Raw genomic sequence first — 25435 nt, 5'->3', positions numbered from 1 at the left:
CGCCCCATGCAGAAAACAAAAATGTTTATTCTCTTCGCCATCGTTATTCTGACGTGGGGAACAACCTGGCTTGCCATGAAGTTTGCGTTGGTCAGCATGCCGCCGATATTTGCCACCGGGCTGCGCTTTTTAAGTGCAGCACCCCTGCTGCTATGGCTGCTGCACATTACGCGCTCATCATTGTTATTTCCGCCTGGGCACCGGTTCTTCCAGTTCTGCGTGTTCCTATTTTGTTTCTGCCTGCCCTTCACGCTGGTGATTTACGGCGAACAGTACGTTAACGCCAGCACTGCGGCGATAATCTTCGCCGGAATGCCCGTCGCCGTGCTTCTGATTTCTATTGTGGTACTCAATGCCCCTACCAGCCTGTTGCAGCTAATTGGCGCAATGCTGGCTATGCTTTCCCTGTTTTGTCTTTTGCAGGAAGAGTCCAGAAACAGTCTCAGTAATAACTGGAAAGGCGCATTTGCTGTCGTAGCGGCCGTCACCATGCATGCTTTTATGTATGTGCAATGCAAGAAGCGCAGTTGCCAGGTTTCGCTTTTCACATTTAACGCCCTGCCTTGCCTGGCTGCTGGTTTACTGCTCACATTGACTGGCGCGGTAGTGGAAAGGCCGGAAATTGAAAACATCACCTGGTTGTCTTTTTCTTCGATTCTTTACCTGGGCGTCGTGGCTAGCGTATTCGGGATCTTGTGTTATTTCTCGCTGCAAAAACGCATTTCGACTTTTAACACCTCTTTGGTATTTATCTGCTTTCCCGTTATCGCGGTCATCCTGGAATGTGTGGTGATGGGCAGCGTATTTTCTCAAACATCGTGGATTCTGCTCGCGGGAATGTTATGCGGCGTGTTGCTGTCCGTCATTCCAGTAGAGAGAGAAAAAATGGCTACAACAGCAAAACGTTTGTGTAATTAGCACGATTTTTTCATCGCCATATTTACAAGTAATTAATAGCTGTTAAGAATGTATATTATTTACTCATAACTGTGGTCAATGTCAGAAGAGATACTCAGGCAGCAGATTCAGAACCTTAAAAAACACAATGCCCGACTCAAAAGAATTGCACACGACTCTCGCAATAAGCTCAGTGCAGCACTGGACGGGACAGGCTTATGTTTATGGCAGCTCGATGTGCCAAGCGGAAAGTTGGTTATTTTCAACCGTCGTTGGGGTTCCATGCTGGGCTTTCAGCCCAAAGAACTTAGCGCTCATTTTGATGTGTGGCGTGAGCACCTGCATCCTGAAGATAAAGAGATGGTGCTGTCCGCGTTTTATAACCACCTCGAAGGTAAAGCGCCATTTTATGAAGCACTGCATCGCATGCAGGCGAAAAATGGCACCATCACATGGGTGCTGGATCGGGGCCGAGTGACCCAATGGAGTGATGATGGGAAACCGCTGAAAGTGACCGGCACCCACATTGATATGACCAAAGAAAAGCAGTACGAGCAGCAACTAGCAAAACTCGCCAATCACGACCCCCTCACAGGCCTTGCCAACCGCCACGCGCTACAGGCGCAGTTTGATCTGTTAAAAAAACTTGGCCCACTTTCGATAGCATTTATCGATCTCGATGACTTCAAAAACGTTAACGATACGCTGGGCCACCGCAGCGGTGATGAAGTGCTGTTGCAACTCAGTCAGCGCCTGCACGAATCCTGCCCGCCAGAGGTCACCATTGGTCGCATTGGGGGGGATGAATTTATCCTGTTATTGCCCTGGTCGCTGGAACATCCCGAGGTAAACCACATCGCCAGGTGCTGCCTGGATGCCGCCATCACCCCGTTCGAATTAGGTAATGGCGCCGCTAAAGTAGGAGCATCTATTGGGGTGAATGAATCCTGGGCGGATGACACTTTTAATAATGCAGTTATTCGCGCCGATGAATCGATGTACTTGATTAAACGCACCGGCAAAAATGGCATCGCCTTGGGTGCCAGGATTATTATTCAGTCTTAAACCAGGTATTTGCGGAACCAATCAATGGTTCTCGTCCATGCAAGATCTGCCGCGGCTTTGTCGTAACGCGGTGTCGAATCGTTGTGGAACCCGTGATTCACGCCGGGGTAGATGTAACCTTGGTAGACTTTATTATTGGCTTTCAGAGCCGCTTCATAAGCGGGCCATCCCTCATTTATGCGCGAATCGAGCTCGCCATAATGCAGCAATAAAGGTGCTTTGATACGCGGTACATCTTCAGTTTTTGGCTGGCGACCATAGAACGGTACGGCGGCTGCTAATTCCGGGTAAGCGACCGCGGCGGCATTGGCCACTCCTCCTCCGTAACAAAAACCGGTGATACCGACTTTTCCTGTGACCGTATCGTGATGCATCAAAAATTCTATCGCGGCAAAGAAATCATTCATCAGTTTGGTCGGGTCGACTTGGGATTGTAGCTCGCGGCCTTTTTCATCATTGCCAGGATAGCCGCCAACCGAACTTAATCCATCAGGAGCTAATGCAATAAAACCCGCTTTGGCAACGCGCCGCGCCACATCTTCGATGTAGGGATTAAGCCCACGGTTTTCATGCACCACGACCACCCCCGGTACTTTGCCCACGGCTTTTGACGGGCGCACCATGTAGGCCCGCACTTTGCCGTGGCCCTGCGGACTTGGGTATTCGATATATTCAGCGACAATATCTGGGTCGGTAAACTCCACTTGCGTCGCAAAGGCATAATTTGGGGTCAGCAATGTACCGAGTGCCACAGCCGAAAGGCCACCAACAACAAATTTCCCCGCCAGATCGAGAAACTCGCGTTTGCTGATTTTGCCATGTACATAAAAATCGAAGTATTCGAGTAATTCAGGAGGGAAATCTTTTGCGGTAAGTCTGGTCATTTGCAGGCCCTTTATCGATAAAAGATAGATAAATAATGGCCTGCATTTAATGATTTTGCCTGGTTCTAATTTAAACGGGATTTCACCACGTTAACCCGCCAAATCCCGAAGCACACCAGCACAAGCGCCAGCGCATAACGCCACTCAAGAATGCTCTCTTGCAGGAAGATTGCCGACAATACCGCACCGGATACCGGGATCAGGAAGTTAAATGGTGCAATCATGCCCACACGGTTATGTTTGAGCAGCAGGCTCCACAGTGCAAACGCCACGGATGATAACAACGCCAGGTAACCCAGAATGGCCACCGACTCCCAACCATGAAACGCAAGCGTACCGCCGCAGGCATAGCCGCCAGCCGTGAGCACAAGGCCACCAATAGCCAGTTGCCAGCCGGTCATAATCGTCGCATCCATAGTTTGCGAAATACGCTTACCGTACAACGACGCGGCAGAAAGAATAAACGCCGCCAGCACCACGAAACCATCGCCCAACAGGCTGAAGCTAAAGTCCATCAACTGGCTGTTGAAGTTCACCACCATCACACCGGCAAAACCGAGCACGCAACCCACGACTTTGTTGATGCTGAGTTTGTCGTTTTGGTAGATAAAATGCGCCAGTAACACGCTAAAGAAAGTACCGGTGGCATTCATAATTGAGCCTTTAACACCGGTGGTGTAAGCAAGGCCAATATAGAAGAAAATGTATTGAATTGCGGTTTGCGTGACGCCCAATACGGCCAGCTGGGAATACTGCTGGCGCGACAACCGTGCAATCGGCTTACCCTGTAAAAACGCAAATGCCAGCAACAACAAACCAGCAATTACAAAGCGGTATCCGGCAAAGACAATTTTGCCCGGCAGGTCGTCCGTCGCTATCTGAAATATTTCATAGCCGTTTTTAATTGCCGGGTAAGCACTACCCCATAACAGGCAACAAAAAGCGGCCCCCATCCATGCGATTTTCTTATTAGTAAACCGTGAAACGTTATTACTCACGCCTCTTCCCTTAACCAAAATTAAACTGTCGTTTCAGAATCGACCATTATCCTTCAATAAAGAAAAATAGCGATAGCGCCATCCACACTTTGCGCGGTGGATGGCACGACGTTTAATTTAAGGTTTAGGAAGATGCGAAGGACGCGCTTTCGGATGTACGGCAAAGTGCCCTTCTGGCGCATTATCGACTTTCACATGAACCAGATCCGGAGCGTGACTTTTAATGGTTTTATCGCGGAACAGATAGACGTTAAACGGCAGAATAAACACCAGTACAAAGCAGACAATCAGCAGACCGCCATACACATCGTGGGCGTGGGCACCGGGTAGAGAACTTGGCGGAATAAATGACACAATAAACGCCAGCACCGACACCACCAACCCTGAACAGGCGATAGCCAGTTTCACTGGTTTCCCACCCGGAACCTGGAAGGCACGTTTTCTGTCACGCTGCTTACGCACCAGTTGGATATACCCCAGGAACAACATCAGATAACTGCACAGATAGATAACTACGGTGAGTGACAGAGCCACGAGGAATGACATATTGCTACCGCCGCCAGTATTGGTCAGGACAATCAGCGCAATGGAAGTGATGATCAACTGAGAGATCACCAGTGCTACAGGTACGCCGTTTTTATTCACTTTGGCAAAACGCGCAGGCAGCAGACCTTGTCGTGCTGTGACTAACATGCCGCGAGAAGGACCGACAATCCACGAAGCAATCTCTGCTAACACACCCAACATCAGCAATGCCGCAATGACGCGCACCGCCCATTCAAAACCTGGGCCGTAATAACCAATCAACGAACTAAATGCCTGCATCACCCCAGCGGAGAGGTTGATTTCATCATGCGGAATAACCGCCGCGACCGACAGACCACCAATCGAGCTAAGTACAATGGCGGCAATCACCAACAGAATCATCGCCAATGGGTAATCACGCGCCGGGTTGGTCATCTCATTGACGTGAGTCGCTGAGGCTTCAACGCCCATATAACTGAGCACAAACGCCACAAACACCACTAATGTGCCAATTTGTGAAAAATCAGGGAAGAAAGTCGCAGCCGACATTTCAATTGCCAGCGGCTGGCCGTTATAAAGCCAGGCCACAGCCAGCCCCACCAACACGATTGCCGGGAATAAAATCCCAAAGAAGAAACCCGCTTTAGCAATACGCGCGGTGTAGCGTGTACCTTTAAATTGTGTCAGAGCCAGGCCCCATAAAATAATCAGGGCTGCGATGGTTTTCACTAACGGATCGGTATTTAGCGCAGGCCAGTTAAGGATGTATGAGAGCGCGCCGAGCACAAAATAGAGCATCGGAATAAAACCGATGGCGATTTGCAAATAACTAAAGGAAATCGCCGCAAACCCCCAGCGTTCACCAAGTGTATTGGAAACCCAGGCAAATAAACCGCCCTCCTCCCAGCCTTCAACGGTTGCCATTTCAGCAGCGCACAAACCAACGGGAATAAACCAGAAAACCCCGCCCATCAGCAGGAAGAAAATCAGGCTAAAACCGGAAGTGGCAAACGTTGGATATTCATAAACTGCCATCACCATTGAGGCAGTAATCGCGAAAAAACCAAGCAAAGTCAGTGACCTTGCTGGGGAATTTGTCGTTGTGGTGGACATAAGTCTCTCCGCATCCGCAAGCAGATGCCTGCGGATGTTTTTGGTTAATAGATAAGAAAGTGTCTTATGCGTGATTGAAGCCACCCGCTTCTTCGGCAGTCAGCGAATGCGTAACCGGATTTTTCTCCAACGCCTGAAGAGTGCGTTTCAGATCGGCAATCAGCAATTCAGCCAGGTCGGTACTCATTCCGTGACGAACCAGGATGCGTTGCACCACTAAGTCTTCACGATGTGTTGGCATGGAATAAGCCGGCACCTGCCAGCCACGGCTACGTAGGCGGTCAGCCAGGTCATACAGAGTGTATCCATCATTCTGATGGTCGGCTTTCAGCGCCCAGGTTAGCGCCGGGATACCGTTCAGGTGGTTGCCGTCAAAAATAATCTCGAATGGGCCAATCGCGGCAATTTCTCGAGCCAGATACTGCGCAGTCTCGTAACAGGCCATGTGAATTTTGCGATAGCCTTCGCGGCCCAGGCGCAAGAAATTGTAATACTGCGCGACAATTTGCCCACCAGGACGCGAGAAGTTCAGCGCAAAGGTCGGCATATTGCCGCCGAGGTAGTTAACGTTAAAGATAAGCTCCTCTGGCAGGTCCTGCTTTTCACGCCATACCACCCAACCGGCACCAAGTGGCGCAAGACCAAATTTGTGGCCAGATGCGTTAATGGATTTCACACGCGGTAGACGGAAGTCCCAATCGATTTCCGGCGCGCAGAACGGAGCAAGGAAACCACCGCTTGCGGCATCCACGTGTATTGGAATATCCAGCCCGGTTTTCTCGAATAAATCATCGAGCGCATCGTGAATTTCTTTCACTGGCTCGTACTGGCAGGTGAAGGTAATACCCAAAGTCGGCACCACACCGATGGTGTTCTCATCGACATATTTCAGTGCTTCTTCAGCCGTCATCATCAGGCGATTACCTTCAAGTGGCACTTCGCGCAGCTCAACATCAAAGTAGCGGGCGAATTTGTGCCAGCAGATTTGTACCGGGCCACACACCATGTTTGGTTTATCAGTAGATTTCCCGGCCAGTTCACGGCGTTTGCGCCAGCGCCATTTCAGCGCCAGTCCGCCAAGCATCGCGGCTTCAGAAGAACCGATGGTTGAGCAACCGAGCGTATCGGTGGCTGCTGGAGAATGCCAAAGGTCGGCGAGCATATTCACGCAGCGCTGTTCCAGTTCAGCGGTTTGTGGGTACTCGTCCTTATCAATCATGTTCTTATCGATGGAGAGATCCATTAACTGGCGAATCTCATCATCCACCCAGGTCTGGCAGAAGGTCGCCAGATTCTGGCGTGAATTGCCATCAAGCATCAGTTCGTCATGAATGGCATGAAAAACATTACGTGGATTGCTTTCTTGAACCGGGAATTCGTTTTTTGGCAGTGAAGTGGATAATTCTACAGATGCATAAACATCGTCATTTTCATTTTCAGCGGGTTGAATGAGCATAGTCATAATTAATCCTTTTTCGTATCAGATAAATTTATTATTCAGTTACTTTAGGGCTGGAGTTATTTCACCCAGTTTGGCATGCGGTGTTTTTTGACATTGCTTGAATATTTTCGGCACCGCTACGGTTTCGACTTCATGCCAGTGAACATAATCGCCACCTTTAAAATCGGTATTTCTATTGACTACCCAAAAGGCGATTGGCGTCATGGATTTCGGATTCATATCCATAAACTCCTGACAAGTCATATTTTGTGGCGTCGTTTCTTGCTCTGCAAAAGCAGAATTAATAGAAGTAGAAAGAGCCGCAGCAGCAATAATTATCGAGATACTTACTTTAATATTCATAAATTATTCCAGTGGTTATTTTGAATCTTTTGACGCCAGTCGTTTAGGTTGTGCCAGCGCCAATTTCTTACGCAAAGAGATAAAACTCCCGGCGCTGAAGATCATCTCCAGGCCAATAAAAGCAGTGGTGAATAGATAAGATTGCTCAGGGGTCATGCCCAGCCAGATGGCGGCAATCAGCAAGTCAAAAATACCGATAAAAATGTTCCAGACAGCCCCGGACCGGCCGCGCATGGTAAAGCCAGAAACGATGCGTGAAACGCCACCGATAATGAACAGACAACAAAATATTATCGATAGAGAGTTCATCCCAACCATGGGATTGGCGACGAAGCTGTAACCCAACAACAACCAGGCGAGAGCGAAAATCGCACTGACAAATTTTGATTTCCAGTGCTGTTGGCGAAAGACAACCAGGCAGTAAAGAGTATAAAAGCCGCAAACCATAAACATCATGCCAATGATATAACTGAGATACAGTCCTGACATAAATGGATAGATAAGACAGCAAGCACCACATATAAGCAGCAGCACCGCCATGACCAGAGCATGTTTTTTATAATAAAGACGAGAAGCTTCGCTCAGCGCCTTCATTCTATATTGGTTAAAGATGAACATATTATCTCCGCCGTAATTTCAATGGTTGAAATGGTAGTACCCACCTGGCTGCGGAGTAAATAAGAGTGAAGAGTCATTGTTATACGCTGAGTCTGACATCTGTCTGCGTCTTCTGACATATGTCAGACTCAGCTTGCATTATTCATTCGGCGCTCTGATTTTCATTGTGACACTTATTTTTTATTCTGGTGGCGTTTGGTGATGAACACCTATTTTATTAAGGAGAAGATAATGAAAAAATTAATTCTGGCAGGTCTGTTGGCAACCATGATGAGTTCTACACCTGTATTAGCAGCAGCGACTGCAACCCCAACACAGACCGCTGCGGCAACCGCACAAATCCAAAAAGAAGCGGCTGATGTAATGCAAGTTGCGGTTCAGGGTGCCAATGCAATGCGTGATATTCAGTTTGCACGCCTGGCGCTATTCCACGGTGAACCCGCCAGCGCGAAGAAATTGACCGACGACGCAGCAACTTTGCTCAAAGATGACGGCGCTGACTGGAAGAAGTTTGTCAAAACCGACGCCAAAGCGAAAATGATCGACGATCAATACGTGATCATTAACGCAACCGTAGCGCTGTCTGAAGACTACATTGCGACCCCAGCAAAAGAGACCGCCATCAAATCTGCTAATGAAAAACTGGCAAAAGGCGACCAGAAAGGTGCGATGGATACCTTACGTCTGGCAGGTATTGGCGTGATGGAAAATCAGTATCTGATGCCACTGAACCAGACCCGTAAAGCGGTTGCTCAGGCCAAAAAACTGCTGGCAGATGGTAAATACTACGAGGCGAATTTGGTACTGAAAGGTGCTGAAGACGGTATCGTGGTTGATAGCGAAATGTTCGCTGCCAGCAACTAATCTGCGTTTGTATTGAGAGTGCACGCGGGGAATGGTCGGGCATAACTGTCCGACCATTCAATCTCAGTGGCTCATCAAGCTCTCTATCTCCACCTCGATTTCCCGCATAACTGTCGCAATTTCCTCTAACGCCTCCCACCGCTCCTCAAGGGGTAGCGAATCATGGCGACGTGACTCAAAGGGTTCACAAAGTTTCTGCAAAGCAGTGATTTCCAGTATTTGCGCTGAGCCATGCAGACGATGTAGCGCATGCAAAAACATCTGCGGTTCATCTTCTTCTATTGAACGCACAGCAGCCTGCAAATCATTTGCCGAAGCTTCGCGGAAGGTATCCAGAATTTCATTCATCAACTTCCGATCCCCCCCAGTATTCGCGGTCAAAATACTGAGTTTCAAATGCCGGGTAACGCAAGGCATTGAACGGCCAATATCAAGTTTGCTGAGCTCATGGGTCAGCGTTTGAATCGATACCGGCTTAAACAGGCACTGATTCATCCCACTTTCCAGACACTGTTCGCGTGACTGAGGCAAGGCACTGGCAGTAAGCCCCCAGATTTGCAGCCGCTGATTTTGACGACGTAACGACGCAGCCAGTTCAAGGCCATCTTTTTTTGGCATATTCACGTCAGTTATCAACAAGTCGTACTGCTTGCTGAGGATTTTGGCTTCTGCCTCCTCACCATCACAAGCTTCATCAACATTGAAACCAATGGTATTTAACTGCCGTTTGAGTAGCAGGCGATTAGTTGGGTTATCGTCTGCAATCAGAATCGACAAGCGCGGCAATGGCGACAGTGCCGCAGGTGTATCGCGCGTTGGCGTTAGCGATTGTTGAGCAGTTTCAACCGCAAGCGTGATCGTAAAAGTGGTACCCAGCGACTGGCGGCTGTTCATTTCAAGCGTACCTCCCATCAGCGTGACCAATTCTTTACAGATAACCAATCCCAAACCGGAACCCGTCTGTTCGCGTCCCTGACGTGCCTGAACGTAGCGGTGAAATAACGTTTCCTGCTCTTCCGGGCTAATCCCGCAACCGGTATCACTTACCGTAATCACTAACGTGCCGTGTTTATCCATTTCGGGGATCAGGCGAGCAGACACCTGAATATGCCCTTGTTCAGTAAACTTCAGCGCATTACCGACCAAATTGGTGAGGATTTGCCGCAAAGCCTGCGGATCGACCAGCACCCGATCATCGGCTGCCAAATGGCTAACGCAGCGCAGCGTAATACCCTTTTGCCGTGCCAGCGCATCAAACGAGTGACATTGCAGGTCGATAAGCTGAGTTAAATCAGTCCACTGTGGGGCAATTTGATATTTACCTGACTCAATTTTATCGACATCAAGGATCTTACCAATCAACCCCAGCAGCGATTGCGCCGTCGCCCCGGCAAGCGCTATCGCCTCTTTGCGTTGGCTGGAGCTGAGATCCGAACTCGACAGCAATTCTAAGAAACCCACAATAGAACTGACGGGCGTGCGTAACTCATGGCTCATACTCGCAAGGAAACGACTTTTCGCTTTAGTGGCCTGAATCGCTTTATCTTTTTCAGCCTCCAGTTCGTGAGATAGTGCCTCTTTAAGATGCAGCTGCTCTTCGAGTTGGCGCTGTGATTGCTTTCTTTTACGCACTTCACGCGAAAGCGATAGCCCCCATCCCAGGCTGATGGCGATAAGCATCAGCGCGAAGAGAACCAACTGATAGAACTGTTTGCTGTAAAGGCTCCAGGTATCAATCTGCACGCTGGAAATCTTCGACCACTTCTCCGTCATTTGCAGAATTTCGCGCGGAGGAATGGCTTGCAGCGCTTTGCCTAAAATAGACTTCAGTTCTGGCTCATCACGTGCCATCGCAAAACTAAGAGCCGCGCTGGGCATACCTGGCAGCCGGGTATAGTGCATATTTTGCGGATAATAATGGTCAATCATATAACGAGCGGAAAGCTCGGTGGTTATCGCCGCATCAACCTCCCCCTCCTCGACCATTTTCATCGCCACTTTGACATTATCCGTTTCAACCCACGTCGCCTGCGGGAAACGAAGCTTGAGGTCGTGCGTCAAAATATGCCCCGCTGCCACGGCGATACGCCGGGGTTTTGCCAGCATTACGTTGGCATTTTCTCGGTGTGCGGTAACCAGTACGAAAGAGACATTCATCAACGGATCGCTAAACGAGATAAATTTCTGTGGCTGATTACTGAGGGTGGCGGCTGGGATCATATCCCACTGACCCGGCACCATTTTTTCAGCCATTTCTCTATTGGAATTAACGATAACTGGCTGAAACTCAAGGCCGGTTTGCAGTTGGACGATATTGAGCAAATCCGCCATGATGCCGCGCAGCTCGCCGTCATGATCGATAAGCGTAAACGGCGGGTAGTTTGGATTCACCAACACGCGGATTTTAGGGTGCTTTTTAAGCCAACTCTTTTCCTCGCTGCTGAACGGTATCGGGGTATTCAGGTAAGAAAGGTTGCCGCGATTTAGCCAGTTCTGCATGACCCGCATATGGGTTTCATTGCTAATTGCGCTAATAAAACTTTCCAGGACGTTTCGCAACAGCGGCTGATTCTGGCGGGTGACAAAATAGTTATATTGTTCCTGCTTGTTAAAGTAGTGCGTGATAACCAGCGATTGTGAGAAATATTTCGAGATGCAATTACCGGTGGTGACATTATTACCAATAAAATATTGGTTAAGACCTGACATCACGGACGACAGCGCCTGATAGTCGCTATCGTAAAAGGTGATTTTTGCGTTAGGAAAAGCCACCTTAATCACATCGAGAAATGAACAATCACGCACGCAAGCAAGGGTGACTTTTTTATTTGTTGCCAGCGGCAGTAAGGTGTTTTTGAGGGAGGTGACCAGTGTTGGCCAGGTCTTGATCAACGCTGAGGTTCGCAGCAAGTCGCTCCCCACTTCCTCGCGCTGAGATAACTGAGTGAGCAGAGTATCCACTTCGTTTCGGGAGAGCGCTGCCAGGGCTTCTTTTTCGCTATCGTACTGTTTGATAGCGACTTTAACATTCAGGTTTTTTTGTAATAGCGCGAGATAATCAGCATTAACACCCTGATAATGTTCTCCACCACTTTCATAATCTATCGGGGATACTTCCGGCAGCCATGTGCCGACTGTCAGAGTATTATTCCGTGCCAGCCAGCGCGACTCATCGGCACTTAAACGAATATCCAGTGCCGATGGTTGATAATTACTTTTCAGCTCAATTAACTGAGAAGCACCGTAGGCTGAAAAAATGTTCAAGAAAAACATTGCTGCCAGATAAACATATAATAGAAACCGCATATTATTACCCTATTTTATTTCTTTGCGCATAATCATAAAGTTCCATTAATGAGGAACAATCTAACTTTTCCATTAAGCGACTTTTATAGGTGCTGACAGTTTTATTACTGATATTCATTTTGCTGGCAATGGTCGTGTAATCAATACCATTGAGAATATAGCGTAATACTTTCATTTCCTGAGTAGATAACGTATCCAGCTTGTCCTGTTCTGTCCTCGCGGCACCGCTGAAGCGCTCGAGTGAGAATGGGAAATAGCTGTAGCCATTTTTTGCAGCCTCGATAGCCGCGAGGATATTATTCATGCCCTCTTTTTTGCTAACAAAGCCGTTAGCGCCACATTCAGCACTGCGTTTACCGTAGAACAATTCATTCTTAGCAGAGATGATAATAATGATGCCCACGTAGTGCCGTTTACGTAGCTGTTCCAGCACTTCAATGCCGCTGATGCAGGGAATATCTACATCGATAATTAATAGTTCAGGCTTGAGTTTCTCGACGGTTTGTACCGCATACTCACCACTGTCGAGCTCAGTGGTGACCGTAATACCGTTGGTATCGAGCAAATTTCGAATAGCTATGCGAGCCAATGGGTGATCGTCAACGATTATCGCGTTCATTGCGTTAAAACATCCTGGTGTAGAAAAGAATAGCGAGGCTGGTAATATTATTACGTTTAGAGGTAAATCTGAGTTAGATTAAATTATAACTTTCCCGACCAAGTGTTCTAAAATATTTACACCATGAGTAAAAAACCAACAGAAAATCAATTTTATTGATTTAATCTACCTTTTTTAATAAATAGGTTAATCCTAATTCATACCCTAAAAAATTCGTTTTGCAGGAAGGCGGCAACGCAGTGAATCCTCAGGAATTTACTCAAGTAAGTGACTGGGGTGAGCGAGGAAAGCCAACGCACATGCAATTTGAAGTATGACGGGTATAGATGATGTCGATCATATTTTGATTACATGCGTAGGAATAGGATTTCAATTATTCAGGCAAGGTCTTAAATAAAAGTGTTAATTATTTCAATATTATCCCCCCATCCTTTCCCATTGGGAGAGGATGGGGGCGGTACTTAAAGATTAGTTACGGCTGTCCATTACACCGTGAGCTCTTTAGCCCGCTTTCACAGAAAATGAGCAGGGTGTTTTAGGCATTCGCCAGCTGTTTCGCCTTCTCTTCTTCTTCGCGCTGTTGCTGCTCGGTTTCCAGCATCTTCTTCTCGTAAACCTTGAAGAATGGATAGTAGATAGCCAGTGAAATAAAGAAGCAGACGAACACCAGCCCACAGGCGACCAGATTCCAGTTTGAGGTGATCAATGCCCCTAACGGAGCAGGGATGGTGAATGGTGGTTTCACCATCATGCGCGGAATAATTCCGGTGATGGTAAACAGATACACCACTATGGTATTTGCCATCGGCGCAAGAATAAAGGGAACAGCCAGAATCGGGTTCATCACAATTGGCGCGCCGAAAATCATCGGTTCGTTGATGTTAAACAGCCCCGGAATAAAGGAGAGTTTCCCCAACGATTTCAGATAAGCAGCTTTAGAACGGATAAACAGCACAACTAGCGCAAGCGTCGAGCCAGTTCCGCCCATCTGCGCATACCACTGGAAGAACTGCTCGGTGAAAATATTTGGCAACTCGTAAGCACTGGTTCCCGCCTGGAACATCTCCATATTCTGCACAATCGCCTGATCCCAAAGCGGGCGAATCAGTGGCCCCATTACCGCATGGCCATGAATACCGAATACCCAGAACAGATCGATAAAGAACTGCGTAACAATGCCGCCAAACAGATTCGTACCGGTCATAAACCCTTTGAGCGGCATGATGATGTAACTGATGATGGCGTTAATATCGATATTCAAAAAGTGACGCGGGATCCAGAAGATCAACACTACCGCGAGTGTCGGAAACAGTGCTGAAAACGAACTCGCCACCACTGGCGGCACGCCCTCTGGCATTTTGATTTCAATATTTCTGACTTTAATAAAGCGGTAAATCTCGATAGCGATCAGTGATGAAATAATCGCGCCAAACAGCCCCTGAGAACTTAGCGACGTAATGGGAATATAACGCCCGGAGACCGCGTCTCCGGCAACGGTAATGCCTTCTTTGATATTGACGGGCACAATCATCAGCAAGGTCGCCAGCATCGCCAACAGCCCGCTGGTAATATCGTTGAGCTTGTAACTTTTACCGAGGAACGAACCGATAGTAAAAGCGGCATACAGCGACATTAATCCCACGGTAAAACGGAACGGCACATCCAGCATATCGCGATACGGCGCGATGAAATCCATATAACCTTTAATCGGGATGTTGAGCAAAATAACGAAGAATGACCCGACAATAGTCAGCGGTAAAATTGAGATAAGACCATTACGGATTGCCTGCATATGCCGCTGGTTGCCAATCGCATTTGCCACCGGCAGCATTTTTTCAGCCAGTCGTTCAAAGTAAGACATTATTTCGCCCCCTCGAATCCGTTGTTTTCAATCACAGCCTTGAACCACAGGCCTGATTTTTTAAGCGAACGCTGCTGAGTCTCTAAATCCAGACGATAAAAACCGTAGCGATTTTTATAAGCGTTTTGCCATGACCAACAGTCGATAAACGTCCACATGTGATAACCCAGACAATTGCTGCCATCCACCATCGCCTGATGCAAATAACTCAGATGCTCTTTGAGAAATTCAATCCGGTAATCATCTTGTACCTGACCATTCACCATGAACTGTTCTTCGTCAGAAATACCTATCCCGTTTTCCGAGACAAACCATGGCAAATTGCCGTAACGGTCTTTAACCACCATCGCGATGTCATAAAGTGCCGCAGGATAAATCTCAATACCACGCGAGGTATTCATCCTGCGCCCCGGCATAATATATTCTTCAAAAAACCGTTCTGGCATAAAACCATGCGGTTCTTCAAGCAGGGTTTCACGCGCTTTAACACGGCGCGGGCGATAATAATTTATCCCCAGTAAATCGATACGCGTGTTGGCAATAAGCTCACAATCACCAGGCTGAATGACCGGCAATTGATCGTATTCCTTCAAAATGGCAATCAATTCATCCGGGTAGCGCCCAAGCAAAATCGGCTCGTTAATACTGCGGGTATAAAACAGATCGGCCATTTCTGCGGCGTGTAAGTCCTCCGGCGCATCGCTGCGTGGATAAACCGGAATAACATCCATAATGATGCCAATCTGCCCGGCAATATTGAGCTCACGCCAGGCGGCAACCGCTTTGCAATGCGCCAACACGATATGATGCAACACCTGTGCGGCGCGGCGGAAACTGGTCACGTAAGGATAATGGCGAGGATGTAAATAGCCCGCTTCAGCAGGAATTAACGGTTCGTTAAAGGTGAACCAGTAGCGCACCCGGTCGCCAAAAAGTTCGTAACAAATCCGCGCGTAGCGGGCAAACGCATCTACAACCTCACGGTTTTCAAAGCCGCCTTTTTCCTGAAGTGCCATTGGCATATCAAAGTGATAAAGGTTAATAAACGGCTCGATGCCCTGAGCATTGAGCTCATCAATCACTGCGTTATAAAAATCGACTGCCTGAGGATTAATTTCCCCATCACCATCAGGAATAAGGCGTGACCAGGAAATTGAGGTTCGAAAGGAATTCAGACCAATATCTTTGGCGCGTTGAATGTCTTCCCGATAGTTCTGGTAAAAAGTTGAGGTATCGTCAGCCGTTACGCCACCGAAGAAGCGTTCGTTAAAATTATGTGAGGCGTAATCCCAAATATTTTCGCCTTTGCCATCTCCGGCCTGATGCCCTTCGGATTGTGTTGCGCTGGTTGCTGTACCCCACCAGAAATTCTCAGGAAAACGATATTTCATGACCCATCCTTATTGTGCATTTTTTAATAAAGACAGGGCCTGATCCAGCACCTTATCGCCCTGCATTGAGCCGTACAGCATCATATCAATCGCCGCCACTGGCACGCCGTGTGGCGCGGCTGCGCTGGATATACTCTGTAGCTGGAATTTCACCTGTGGCCCAAGCAAAATGACATCAGCGTCCGTGATGATTTGGTCAAAATCAGACACCGGCACCGCCGTAATTTCTACTTCAATATTTCGGCTGGCAGCGGACTGTTTCATTCTTTCCACTAACATACTGGTGGACATTCCAGCAGCGCAGCATAAAAAGATCTTTTTCATCACATCTCCCTGGTGTAATAAGCACGATTACCCGCAGCATGCGGCAAAATATATTCTGAGGAGTGTGGGAAAAAGCAGCAAGTGAGGCGCAACACAGAATTGGTTTTATTGTCTGGTACTTTTGCGGTGTTTAATGACTCAAGGTATAAATTAGTGATTACAAACAGAAAGATAGCACTGTTACTTTTCAGAAAATCATTGAAATTTAATATCTAAATTTGCGACGTAATAAGAAAAACTTCTACGTTTAGATATATTTCAAAACCGGTGTAAATGCTGCTTTTAAAGCATATTGTTTTCATCAGCAGCCTCACACCGGAATATTAAGATCTTTATTTGGCAAATCCACCATCAATAAACACTTCATCCACCATTGCACTTCCCAGCCGCATTGCAGAACAAATACGTGGCATACCGAGTGAAACACCCTGGTGTGTTTGGGTAGTTGCAAAACTCACGGGCTGATGCTCACTGTCACAATCGTCGCCAAGCCACGCCAGAGCTTCTTTGCTTTCCATCATTCCAGCCGTTGAAGGAAACATCAGCCACTCATAGTAGTAATGGCGCGTGCGGGCTGAAGCATTCACATCGCTGGCGAGTTGGCTGATTGCCAGCGCGCGAGCTTGCTCAATTAATTCTGTGGCCTGCGATAAACGGCCAAAGCGCAGCGCGTCACCAAACGCGCCCCAGTGCAGCTCCTGCAACGCGACATAGCAGCGACCAGCGGGAGAAAAGGTAAAATAATGCCCAGCCTGCCAGCGTGCAAAAACTTGCTCGCAATGTACGAAGCCCAGGTGAGTGAGGTCGGTGCCCTGTAATTGTGTTTCCAGATTACCGACACGCTGCGCCAGTTGCTGCTGAACCTGAATGAGCTGCTTGCGGGCTTCTGAAGTGTCATTGGTCACCCGTGCCGAAGTTAACGCCATGGCACAGATGCTTTCATATACTTTCTCAATTGCGAGGTGCTTCTTCGCCACCCGTTGGCAAAGATGCCCAAGCATCGCCAGCATCACTTCAGGTTTTTCAAGCAGAGCCTCATCCACTGCCCACTTCTGCAACTGGCTCTGGCCAATAAACTCCCCGGTCAGCCTCTGGTAATACGCTTTGCTTTGCTGAGAACGCCACGGTTCACGAGAGATACCGCTGTTTCTGGCAAAATCGACGACAAATTTCTCTGCAACACACTCCAAAGCGCGAGTTTGAGTTCCTGGTAATACACTGCTCATTGCTGTTCTACCGTAAAAAGCGTCTGAATATCATCCCGCAACAGGCGGGTGTCCTCATGGATGTAACGTGTGATTCTTACGCACTGCTGAAGCTGTTGGCGCAAAGCGGTCACCGCTTCTTCATTTTGCTGGCGCACCACCAGGCTTTGTTGCAGGTTAAGACGTATCGCTTCCAGTGCCTGGGAAAAATCAACAAAGAACGCCGCCATTCCTTCAGTCACAGACATTTCAATTTGCGCGGCCATATTCTGATTAAGCTGCAACAGGAAATCGCTGACGTGTTGACACAGTTTGCGTTGTACATCAGCTAAAGAAATGACGTAGCGACTTTGCATCACGGTATATCCTTCCCAGCCCCAATCCTCGCTATTAAGCCAGCGCGCAACCGTTCCGCGCATCCCGGCCTGGCGTCGCAGTTGGGAGACAGGAATATCCTGCTCTTCAATGAGTTCATTAAATGCCTGATTAGCATTGAAGTTTAATAAGCCAACATGAAATACCGGCAGACTGATATTGGTTCTAAATCCTGCTTGCGCTAACCCTTGTGCAACGCGAGCCTCTATCGGTTTTAGGGTGTTACGCAGCGTATCTGCCAGTTCAACTTCCAGATAACTAAAAAGATGGGTTAACTCTTCAGTCATCTTTTCCTGCGCGGCGGTCAGGATGATTTCGCATGAAGCGCGGATCCTGTGCAGCGCAATCTGTGCCGATTCTTCATCGTCAAAACTGAGCGTTTCATTGCGCGCATCAAAGTCATTACCGCGTTGAGTCCCAAACGACAAAGCCTGCCGCTGGAGCTTTTCAGGCACTTTTCCATGCTGAAAATAGTTCTGAATATTGTCATTAATCTGCTGTTCATAACGGCGAATAAAATCACTCATCGCTTCAACAGCCAGCTTAGTATTGCTCTGCGCAACGACGTTTGCGGCTTTCTGACTGGAAGCTGCAAGAGTCATATCATCTTCAAGGGCTGCGATATTCTGCTGCAGTTGCTGGCTGGCAATATGCAGGCCCTGGCAGCGGAAATTCAGGTAATCCTCCGCACCCTGCGTGTAATTCAGTAATTTCTGGCAGGCAGAACGCAGTGCGTACATTGAAGCATTGGCATGTGCAGCATGAAGCACCGTGTGAATGGGCTCAGCAAACTGCGAGTCCTCCCACAACAGCTCAGCCGCCTGGCGCAAAGCACCCGCATCGGCCAAATCCTCACTTTGCCAGCGGCGGCCTAGTGCAATATCAGCAAAATCCTGCACCCAACGCTGCTCATTCGGGTCCGGTAACTTGCCGTGCAATGCCAATTCATGGCGCGCTCGATTAGCCAGATATCCCCACATCGATGACACAGGGAAGACATGGTGAGGCTCAATCGTTCCTTTCATAAGCGTGCCAGAAATTAACGCTTTAACCTGTTCTGCATCGTCACCATTTCTGTCTTTCTGGTCGAATTTATTCACCAGCGCATAGAGCGGGACAGATGACCCGGTGCCCAATATCGCTTTACGTACATCTTCGTCGGAAACGGATTTTAATTGGGTGTAATCCAATACCGCCAACACAGCAGAAGCCTGCGACAGCTGCTCCTGAAGCATTTTTTGTAGATGCGGCTGCCCGGCTTCGTTTGGCCCCGGAGTATCCAGTAATGTCAGTTGCCCATAGGCTTTATCCATTCCTGCTAAATGGACAAACTCCACTTCAATAACAGGAACATGCTCAATTGCGGCATAGGCCTTAAATGGAAAAGCTACATCCAGTGCTTTCGATAAACGCACTAAATCATTAAGGCTTTTCAGGCAATGGAAAATAGGTTGGGCACCAAGATAATGCTTAGCGAAAGATTCCCCTTGGGAAATACGGGTTAATAATCCCGTCATATCCCGATCAATTTCCAGGTGCTTTGACAGCGTTTCACGATCGGTTTGTTGCAAACGAATTTGCAATGTATTCATAAGCTGTTCGATGGGTTGAACATAGGGAAAATGCAGCACGGGTTCACGCTGGCCCGGGGTGTGACGAATGAGTGTCGGTAATGCTGTCATAGGGCGATTACGGTTAGGTAATACCTCAGTCCCAATAATGGCATTAATGGTGGTCGATTTTCCCGCTTTTACTGTTCCGACAATCGCTAATACCATTTCATGCTGAGTTATTTTGCGTAACTCATTTTGCAGCATAGCCTGCTGCGCCTGGATGCTGCGTGGGCTAAATTTTGCAGGGACGGCCCCTCCAGCTTGGGACTGCCCAAAATAATTAACGTCATGCTGTGTAGTAAAAGAAACTGTTTTTAGTGTATTCAGATTTTGCAGGGCGAGTTGTAATAACCGCTCTGCTTCCTGACTTAACTCAAATATTGCTTGTGTGTGCATAAAAAATCCTTACTTAAATCAAATTATCCGGATTTTTAAAAACCTTTATATTTTTTGTGCCTATTCAGTACCGGAAATTATAATTACGCGCGGAAATCATTTATTCGACAATATTATAATCAGGCTTATTTTTTCATAGCGTGAGTTTCTGGTTAAATAACCAGAAAGAAAGACCATAGCGTATTTTTATAAACTTATTCTGTATTTTCATCGCGAATTTGGCAATTGATTAACGTTTTAAAATAGCATTTTCTTATTACGATATTCTGGCTGGCACAAGGCATAGCGGCAATCGTCCTCACAAAAGTAGGGTTTTAATGTATAATCACGCCACTTTTGGCGGGAAACCGCAATTTTTAAATCTTATTTTTGAGGATATGACGATGACACTCCCTCATTGCCCTAAATGCAATTCCGAGTACACCTACGAAGACAACGGTATGTTTATCTGCCCAGAATGTGCACATGAATGGAATGATGCCGAACCTGCTGCAGACAACGATCAACTGGTTGTTAAAGATGCCAACGGCAACCTGTTAGTTGACGGTGATAACGTCACTGTAATTAAAGATCTGAAGGTTAAAGGCAGCTCTTCAATGTTGAAGATTGGTACTAAAGTTAAAGGTATCCGTCTGGTTGAAGGCGACCATAACATCGATTGTAAAATTGATGGTTTTGGACAAATGAAGTTGAAGTCTGAGTTCGTTAAGAAGAACTAGGTTCGTTCCCCCTGCCCCTGAGGGGCGGTTCCTGCAAAGCCAGAGAAGGTTCCGTTCACTAAACGTTCAGTGTTCCCTGTACTTACCGAAACGGTGAACGTGCCAAGGAGAGGGCGTTCTCTCCTTGGCACGTTCACCGTTCACAGATTCATGTGGGATCGCATAACGTACAGGTGAACGGAAACTCACCGAACCAGGCATAAGATACCCCTTTCCCCGCCTGGCTTGCCCAGACTCCCCCAACTAAACTTATTCTGCACTCCGCATTATGAGGAACGAACAATGTCTATCGGACCCTACATCTTTTTTGACGGCACCTGCGAAGAAGCAATAGCGTTCTACAAACAAGCCGTCGGTGCTGAGTTACTGTTTAAAATGACTTTTGGCGAAATGCCAAAAGACGAGAATCAGTCGGCTGAAGGATGCAGCAGCGGTTTTAACTGGCCGGACGATAAAATCATGCATGCCAATGTGCGCATTGGCGGTGGCGAAGTGATGATGAGCGACGGCAATATGTGTGCCGATAAAGTGAAACACACGGGCTATGCGCTGAGCCTTACCACCACAGATGTCGCAGAAGGCCAACGCTGGTTTGATAATCTCAGTGCAGGTGGCGATGTCACCATGCCGTGGGGGGAAACGTTCTGGGCAAAAGGTTTCGGCATGCTTACCGATAAATACGGTATTCCGTGGATGGTGAATGTCGAAAAACCAATGTAACCAAGCTCTGGGAAACTACCGTCAGCTCCATAACAGACGGTAGTTTTCCATTCGTTAACGTGCAATCGCCCAGTTAATGGGGATTGCACCCTCGCCGCGTAGATAATCCTGCAAAGGCTGCGGGCTATATGATTCGCTTAGCCATTCACCATTGATTGCCGACTGTTGAAGTAGCGTTGTGCCACAACTAAGACGCTCAATCACCGACTGGTGGACCATCGTTGATGAGGTAACCGGCGGCGGAAGTTGCCGGGGCATAATGCGCAAATAACGCGTAGGTGGATACCAGTCACAATGCAGCGGCCCAAGTGGGTCAGCCACCACTTCACTGGGTGCCAGATTTACGCCCAAATCGTCGAGAGCATCATGCATCCAAAGGTACGCGCCGTTCGACAAGCTGCGGTCTTCGTCCGTGCCAATATAGCCCCCACCAACATCATGATGAATACCGGGAAACATCACCTGCAAAATACGATCGCGGTTATCCCACAGCACCGGCGCTAAATCGAGACGCTGCTCATCAATGGCGATGGCCTGAAGCCCGTATTTAACCCGTGAATGCAGCTCTGTATTGTTAAAACGAAAAACGTTGTAACGTTTGTCATTGAAATACTTCGGAATCCCCATCTGCCCAACGGTTTCCCACACGGCAACCGCCTCTACGGACAGCGGGCGCGAAATGCAGGTTGGGTCCACACTGTCACAGAAAAATCCCGGCAACTCACGCACCACACTTCCCAAAAGGCTGGGGCTCATATCCGGAGCATGAGCAAGATATTGCGCCCATACGGATGAAGCAAAACGCCACGCTTCATCTTTATTGCGAGCGCTTAAATTCAGTTTTTCACGATTTAATAAACCACGGTCGATAATCATCTGCGCCAGCACTCGCGCGGTATAAGCACCGTGGCTAAATCCAACCAGATAGATACGATCGCCCATCTGCCAGTGCCGACTTATAAAGGTATACCCGCGAATGATCGGCACGATCAACTCGGCGCCAAATGCGCCGCCGAGGCGTTTCACCAGACCATTATGCGGATCGCCCTTCCCATAAATGTACTTGGCAACTTGAACGATCCCGCCACTGCTATTGGTAAGGATCTTTTCTTGCTCATTGGCTAACAACAAACTCTGCTTATCAACATTCCCTTTCAGATCAACAAACAATTGATAAACGTTACTCGCTGCGGCTTCGTCATCCGCTTGATTTTCTACACCGGGAGCGGTCCATGTGCCATCGGCACAAAAAATAATGTTTTTGCTCATCGCTGCTTTCCCAACACCAAAGGGTACCTGTAAGCAAAGACAAAAACGAAGCGTGAAACAATACGACAAATAGTTGATTAGCCTGATGACTTCCAGGCTGGAACTCACTCTTCATCATACCGAAACTTATCCTTAACAAAATCGTCACATTTCATCGGCACCATGAGGCAACTTTTTAAGGAGCCTGAATGATGCAAACAATTATTCGCGTCAACAAATTGAGCAAAACCTTCAACCAGCATCAGGCATTAAATGCTGTTGATTTGGAAGTTAATGAAGGTGAGATGGTCGCTCTGCTGGGGCCGTCTGGTTCAGGCAAATCCACCCTTTTACGCCACCTGAGCGGGCTGATTACTTCTGATAAATCAGCCGATTGCCACGTCGAATTACTGGGCCGCACCGTGCAAAAAGCGGGCCGACTGGCAAGCGACATCCGGCAGAGTCGTGCTCACACCGGCTACATCTTCCAGCAGTTCAACCTGGTGAACCGCCTGACGGTTCTCGAAAACGTGCTGATTGGCGCACTCGGTGCCACGCCGTTCTGGCGCACCTGTTTTAACTGGTTTTCCCGTGAACAAAAGCAGCGTGCATTGCAGGCGCTGACCCGCGTCGGCATGGCGCAAATGGCGTATCAACGCGTCTCCACCCTGTCCGGTGGGCAACAACAGCGCGTGGCGATTGCCCGTGCGCTGATGCAACAAGCAAAAGTGATTCTCGCCGATGAGCCTATTGCCTCACTCGACCCGGAATCAGCACGCATTGTGATGGAAACGCTGCACGACATTAACCGCCTGGACGGCATCACCGTTGTGGTGACGCTGCATCAGGTGGACTACGCCCTGCGCTATTGCGAACGCATTGTCGCTCTGCGCCAGGGTCATGTGTTTTACGACGGAAGTAGCTCTGAGTTCGACAACGAACGTCTGGGCAATCTTTACCGCAGCATGAATCGCGTTGACGCGGTTGCTGCTTAACAACTTTGTTATCTCTTTCAAGGAACAGTCAGCCATGAGCTACAAAAAAGTTGCCGCCCTCGCCTTTACCAGCCTGCTAAGCGTCAGCACTCTGTTCAGCACCGCTCATGCGGATGAACAAGAAAAGTCCCTGAACTTCGGCATCATCTCGACTGAATCACAACAAAACCTGAAACCGCAGTGGGACCCGTTCCTGAAAGATATGGAGAAGAAACTTGGCGTGAAAGTGAATGCTTTCTTCGCACCAGATTACGCCGGGATTATCCAGGGGATGCGCTTTAACAAGGTGGATATCGCCTGGTACGGCAACCTTTCGGCCATGGAAGCAGTAGACCGCGCTAACGGCCAGGTGTTTGCTCAGACGGTAGCGGCAGATGGCAGCCCGGGTTACTGGAGCGTGCTGATTGTTAACAAAGACAGCCCAATCAACAACCTGCAAGACATGCTGGCAAAACGCAAAGAACTGACGTTCGGCAACGGTGACCCTAACTCAACGTCCGGTTATTTAGTCCCTGGGTACTACGTTTTCGCCAAAAACAATGCGGCACCGAACGAATTCAAACGTTCTGTGAACGCCAACCACGAGACTAACGCGCTGGCGGTGGCCAACAAGCAAGTGGATGTGGCGACCAACAACACTGAAAACCTCGATCGTTTGAAGCAAACCGCGCCCGAGAAATTCAAAGATCTGAAAGTCATCTGGAAATCCCCGTTGATCCCAGGCGATCCGATCGTGTGGCGTAAAAACCTTTCCGAAGCCACCAAAGACAAAATCTACGACTTCTTTATGACTTACGGCAAAACGCCGGAAGAAGCAGCAGTGCTCAAAGGCCTGACCTGGGCGCCGTTCCGCCCATCCAGCGACCTGCAACTGGTCCCGATTCGCCAGCTCGCTCTGTTCAAACAGATGCAAGGCGTGAAGGACAATAAAGGGTTAGCCGAGCCTGAGAAAGCGACCAAAGTCACTGCGCTGCAAAACCAGCTGAGTGATTTGGATCGCCTCACCGCCGCGCTTTCTGCGATGAGCAACGTGAATAAAGCGGTTCAGTAAAAACAACCCTAACCCTCTCCCCCAGGGAGAGGGTTAAAGCCCCAAACACGGAGCACCCCATGCAACAAACCATTCAAGTCGCCACACCCAAACGTAGCTGGTTCTCGCTACTGGCCTGGGCGATTTTGTTAGCGGTACTCGTTGCCTCCTGGCAAGGCGCGGAAATGGCTCCGCTCACGCTGTTCCGCGATGCGGGCAACATGGCCACCTTCGCCGCCGACTTCTTCCCACCTGATTTCAGCCAATGGCAGCAATATCTGGGCGAAATGGGCGTCACGCTGCAAATAGCCGTCTGGGGCACAGCACTATCCATCGTGCTTTCCATCCCTTGCGGCCTGATGTGCGCCGACAACCTGGTGCCATGGTGGGTTTACCAGCCAATGCGCCGCCTGATGGACGCCTGCCGCGCCATCAACGAAATGGTCTTTGCGATGTTGTTCGTGGTCGCCGTCGGCCTTGGCCCGTTCGCTGGCGTATTAGCGTTGTTCATCCACACCACCGGCGTGCTTTCCAAACTGCTTTCCGAAGCGGTGGAAGCCATCGAACCCGGCCCGGTAGAAGGGATTCGCGCCACCGGTGCCAACAAACTTGAAGAGATTATCTACGGCGTGCTGCCGCAGGTGATGCCGCTGCTTATCTCCTACTCGCTGTATCGCTTTGAGTCGAACGTGCGTTCGGCAACGGTGGTCGGCATGGTCGGCGCAGGCGGGATTGGTGTGACGCTGTGGGAAGCGATTCGTGGATTCCAGTTCCAGCAAACCTGCGCGCTGATGGTCATTATCATCGTCACAGTAAGTCTGCTGGACTTTATGTCGCAACGGTTACGTAAGCATTTCATTTAACG

At 48.6% G+C, this 25435-nt stretch carries 22 protein-coding genes; 8 read left to right on the top strand and 14 right to left on the bottom strand.

Translation table 11 applies throughout. The features are described 5' to 3' along the window. Positions 1 to 6: 6 nt before the first annotated feature. A complete protein-coding gene (locus LVQ79_RS13925; protein WP_232865424.1) occupies positions 7 to 918 on the top strand; it encodes a DMT family transporter in 912 nt (303 codons plus the stop codon). A 78-nt stretch (positions 919 to 996) separates the two neighbouring features. Continuing rightward, positions 997 to 1962 (top strand): GGDEF domain-containing protein, encoded by a 966-nt coding sequence (locus LVQ79_RS13920; protein ID WP_232865423.1) that lies wholly within the window; start codon positions 997 to 999, stop codon positions 1960 to 1962. Here LVQ79_RS13920 and yghX read toward each other — a convergent pair. The 6 genes from yghX to LVQ79_RS13890 form a co-directional block, all read right to left on the bottom strand. Then, on the bottom strand, positions 1959 to 2846 hold the full coding sequence (gene yghX / locus LVQ79_RS13915; RefSeq protein WP_232865422.1) for a YghX family hydrolase: 888 nt from the start codon (positions 2844 to 2846) through the stop codon (positions 1959 to 1961). The genes LVQ79_RS13920 and yghX overlap by 4 nt on opposite strands. A gap of 65 nt (positions 2847 to 2911) precedes the next feature. After that, positions 2912 to 3799 (bottom strand): DMT family transporter, encoded by an 888-nt coding sequence (locus LVQ79_RS13910; protein WP_232865463.1) that lies wholly within the window; start codon positions 3797 to 3799, stop codon positions 2912 to 2914. A gap of 162 nt (positions 3800 to 3961) precedes the next feature. Next, entirely contained in the window at positions 3962 to 5482 is a 1521-nt protein-coding gene (gene gadC / locus LVQ79_RS13905; protein ID WP_232865421.1) for a glutamate/gamma-aminobutyrate antiporter, read from the bottom strand. 64 nt (positions 5483 to 5546) lie between these two features. Then, the gene (gene gad, locus LVQ79_RS13900; RefSeq protein WP_370639854.1) at positions 5547 to 6938 is read right to left on the bottom strand and encodes a glutamate decarboxylase; all 1392 of its coding nucleotides are present in this window, start codon (positions 6936 to 6938) and stop codon (positions 5547 to 5549) included. A gap of 45 nt (positions 6939 to 6983) precedes the next feature. Next, the gene (gene hdeB, locus LVQ79_RS13895; protein ID WP_064515517.1) at positions 6984 to 7286 is read right to left on the bottom strand and encodes an acid-activated periplasmic chaperone HdeB; all 303 of its coding nucleotides are present in this window, start codon (positions 7284 to 7286) and stop codon (positions 6984 to 6986) included. Positions 7287 to 7301: 15 nt separating this feature from the next. Then, positions 7302 to 7904 (bottom strand): HdeD family acid-resistance protein, encoded by a 603-nt coding sequence (locus tag LVQ79_RS13890; protein ID WP_232865419.1) that lies wholly within the window; start codon positions 7902 to 7904, stop codon positions 7302 to 7304. Between the two features lie 231 nt (positions 7905 to 8135). Here LVQ79_RS13890 and LVQ79_RS13885 point away from each other — a divergent pair, with 231 nt between their 5' ends. Then, on the top strand, positions 8136 to 8768 hold the full coding sequence (locus LVQ79_RS13885) for a YfdX family protein (protein ID WP_370639852.1): 633 nt from the start codon (positions 8136 to 8138) through the stop codon (positions 8766 to 8768). 63 nt (positions 8769 to 8831) lie between these two features. Here LVQ79_RS13885 and LVQ79_RS13880 read toward each other — a convergent pair whose 3' ends face one another. The 7 genes from LVQ79_RS13880 to LVQ79_RS13850 form a co-directional block, all read right to left on the bottom strand. Further along, positions 8832 to 12041, bottom strand: a complete 3210-nt coding sequence (locus tag LVQ79_RS13880; protein ID WP_370639853.1) for an ATP-binding protein — start codon at positions 12039 to 12041, stop codon at positions 8832 to 8834. 37 nt (positions 12042 to 12078) lie between these two features. Continuing rightward, positions 12079 to 12693 carry an acid-sensing system DNA-binding response regulator EvgA gene (gene evgA / locus LVQ79_RS13875; protein ID WP_232865416.1) on the bottom strand — a complete coding sequence of 205 codons (615 nt, stop codon included), beginning with the start codon at positions 12691 to 12693 and terminating at the stop codon, positions 12079 to 12081. Positions 12694 to 13228: 535 nt separating this feature from the next. Then, complete coding sequence (locus LVQ79_RS13870) at positions 13229 to 14554, bottom strand: PTS sugar transporter subunit IIC (RefSeq protein WP_064515507.1); 1326 nt, start codon at positions 14552 to 14554, stop codon at positions 13229 to 13231. Continuing rightward, complete coding sequence (locus LVQ79_RS13865; RefSeq protein WP_232865415.1) at positions 14554 to 15945, bottom strand: glycoside hydrolase family 1 protein; 1392 nt, start codon at positions 15943 to 15945, stop codon at positions 14554 to 14556. Before LVQ79_RS13865 ends, LVQ79_RS13870 begins: the two co-directional genes overlap by 1 nt. A gap of 9 nt (positions 15946 to 15954) precedes the next feature. Then, the gene (locus LVQ79_RS13860) at positions 15955 to 16269 is read right to left on the bottom strand and encodes a PTS sugar transporter subunit IIB (RefSeq protein ID WP_232865414.1); all 315 of its coding nucleotides are present in this window, start codon (positions 16267 to 16269) and stop codon (positions 15955 to 15957) included. Positions 16270 to 16601: 332 nt separating this feature from the next. Further along, a complete protein-coding gene (locus LVQ79_RS13855) occupies positions 16602 to 17495 on the bottom strand; it encodes a diguanylate cyclase regulator RdcB family protein (RefSeq protein WP_232865413.1) in 894 nt (297 codons plus the stop codon). Continuing rightward, entirely contained in the window at positions 17492 to 19858 is a 2367-nt protein-coding gene (locus tag LVQ79_RS13850) for a dynamin family protein (protein WP_232865412.1), read from the bottom strand. Before LVQ79_RS13850 ends, LVQ79_RS13855 begins: the two co-directional genes overlap by 4 nt. 383 nt (positions 19859 to 20241) lie before the next feature. Between LVQ79_RS13850 and LVQ79_RS13845 the strand changes: the two genes are divergently transcribed. Further along, positions 20242 to 20577 carry a zinc ribbon domain-containing protein YjdM gene (locus tag LVQ79_RS13845; protein ID WP_034457014.1) on the top strand — a complete coding sequence of 112 codons (336 nt, stop codon included), beginning with the start codon at positions 20242 to 20244 and terminating at the stop codon, positions 20575 to 20577. A 282-nt stretch (positions 20578 to 20859) separates the two neighbouring features. Beyond that, positions 20860 to 21297: a VOC family metalloprotein YjdN gene (gene yjdN / locus LVQ79_RS13840; protein WP_151994171.1), complete on the top strand. Its 438-nt coding sequence runs from the start codon at positions 20860 to 20862 to the stop codon at positions 21295 to 21297. A gap of 54 nt (positions 21298 to 21351) precedes the next feature. Here the strand turns inward: yjdN and LVQ79_RS13835 are convergent, their stop codons facing one another. Beyond that, entirely contained in the window at positions 21352 to 22566 is a 1215-nt protein-coding gene (locus LVQ79_RS13835) for a phospholipase effector Tle1 domain-containing protein (RefSeq protein WP_232865411.1), read from the bottom strand. 191 nt (positions 22567 to 22757) lie between these two features. On the opposite strand from LVQ79_RS13835, the gene phnC reads away from it, so the two are divergent. The 3 genes from phnC to phnE are packed head-to-tail and all read left to right on the top strand — an operon-like array spanning position 22758 to position 25433. Then, a complete protein-coding gene (phnC, locus tag LVQ79_RS13830) occupies positions 22758 to 23540 on the top strand; it encodes a phosphonate ABC transporter ATP-binding protein (protein WP_232865462.1) in 783 nt (260 codons plus the stop codon). A 34-nt stretch (positions 23541 to 23574) separates the two neighbouring features. Further along, entirely contained in the window at positions 23575 to 24591 is a 1017-nt protein-coding gene (gene phnD, locus LVQ79_RS13825; protein WP_151994173.1) for a phosphonate ABC transporter substrate-binding protein, read from the top strand. A 59-nt stretch (positions 24592 to 24650) separates the two neighbouring features. Beyond that, positions 24651 to 25433 carry a phosphonate ABC transporter, permease protein PhnE gene (gene phnE / locus LVQ79_RS13820; protein WP_232865410.1) on the top strand — a complete coding sequence of 261 codons (783 nt, stop codon included), beginning with the start codon at positions 24651 to 24653 and terminating at the stop codon, positions 25431 to 25433. Positions 25434 to 25435 lie beyond the last annotated feature (2 nt).

Source organism: Buttiauxella cochleicola (assembly GCF_021282405.1).
Taxonomy (GTDB): Bacteria; Pseudomonadota; Gammaproteobacteria; order Enterobacterales; family Enterobacteriaceae; genus Buttiauxella; species Buttiauxella massiliensis.
The sequence above is the reverse complement of the archived record's forward strand: the minus strand, read 5'-3'. Positions and strand labels throughout refer to the sequence as shown.

Excerpts from the sequence above, each read along its gene's own strand:
- phnE (WP_232865410.1), top strand. The coding sequence starts at position 24,651 with ATGCAACAAACCATTCAAGTCGCCACACCCAAACGTAGCTGGTTCTCG.
- yghX (WP_232865422.1), bottom strand. The coding sequence starts at position 2,846 with ATGACCAGACTTACCGCAAAAGATTTCCCTCCTGAATTACTCGAATAC.
- LVQ79_RS13870 (WP_064515507.1), bottom strand. The coding sequence starts at position 14,554 with ATGTCTTACTTTGAACGACTGGCTGAAAAAATGCTGCCGGTGGCAAAT.
- LVQ79_RS13880 (WP_370639853.1), bottom strand. The coding sequence starts at position 12,041 with ATGTTTTTCTTGAACATTTTTTCAGCCTACGGTGCTTCTCAGTTAATT.
- gad (WP_370639854.1), bottom strand. The coding sequence starts at position 6,938 with ATGCTCATTCAACCCGCTGAAAATGAAAATGACGATGTTTATGCATCT.
- LVQ79_RS13845 (WP_034457014.1), top strand. The coding sequence starts at position 20,242 with ATGACACTCCCTCATTGCCCTAAATGCAATTCCGAGTACACCTACGAA.
- LVQ79_RS13925 (WP_232865424.1), top strand. The coding sequence starts at position 7 with ATGCAGAAAACAAAAATGTTTATTCTCTTCGCCATCGTTATTCTGACG.
- LVQ79_RS13860 (WP_232865414.1), bottom strand. The coding sequence starts at position 16,269 with ATGAAAAAGATCTTTTTATGCTGCGCTGCTGGAATGTCCACCAGTATG.
- yjdN (WP_151994171.1), top strand. The coding sequence starts at position 20,860 with ATGTCTATCGGACCCTACATCTTTTTTGACGGCACCTGCGAAGAAGCA.
- LVQ79_RS13920 (WP_232865423.1), top strand. The coding sequence starts at position 997 with ATGTCAGAAGAGATACTCAGGCAGCAGATTCAGAACCTTAAAAAACAC.
- LVQ79_RS13885 (WP_370639852.1), top strand. The coding sequence starts at position 8,136 with ATGAAAAAATTAATTCTGGCAGGTCTGTTGGCAACCATGATGAGTTCT.
- hdeB (WP_064515517.1), bottom strand. The coding sequence starts at position 7,286 with ATGAATATTAAAGTAAGTATCTCGATAATTATTGCTGCTGCGGCTCTT.
- LVQ79_RS13835 (WP_232865411.1), bottom strand. The coding sequence starts at position 22,566 with ATGAGCAAAAACATTATTTTTTGTGCCGATGGCACATGGACCGCTCCC.
- phnC (WP_232865462.1), top strand. The coding sequence starts at position 22,758 with ATGCAAACAATTATTCGCGTCAACAAATTGAGCAAAACCTTCAACCAG.
- phnD (WP_151994173.1), top strand. The coding sequence starts at position 23,575 with ATGAGCTACAAAAAAGTTGCCGCCCTCGCCTTTACCAGCCTGCTAAGC.
- LVQ79_RS13865 (WP_232865415.1), bottom strand. The coding sequence starts at position 15,945 with ATGAAATATCGTTTTCCTGAGAATTTCTGGTGGGGTACAGCAACCAGC.
- LVQ79_RS13910 (WP_232865463.1), bottom strand. The coding sequence starts at position 3,799 with ATGGGGGCCGCTTTTTGTTGCCTGTTATGGGGTAGTGCTTACCCGGCA.
- evgA (WP_232865416.1), bottom strand. The coding sequence starts at position 12,693 with ATGAACGCGATAATCGTTGACGATCACCCATTGGCTCGCATAGCTATT.
- LVQ79_RS13850 (WP_232865412.1), bottom strand. The coding sequence starts at position 19,858 with ATGCACACACAAGCAATATTTGAGTTAAGTCAGGAAGCAGAGCGGTTA.
- LVQ79_RS13890 (WP_232865419.1), bottom strand. The coding sequence starts at position 7,904 with ATGTTCATCTTTAACCAATATAGAATGAAGGCGCTGAGCGAAGCTTCT.
- gadC (WP_232865421.1), bottom strand. The coding sequence starts at position 5,482 with ATGTCCACCACAACGACAAATTCCCCAGCAAGGTCACTGACTTTGCTT.
- LVQ79_RS13855 (WP_232865413.1), bottom strand. The coding sequence starts at position 17,495 with ATGAGCAGTGTATTACCAGGAACTCAAACTCGCGCTTTGGAGTGTGTT.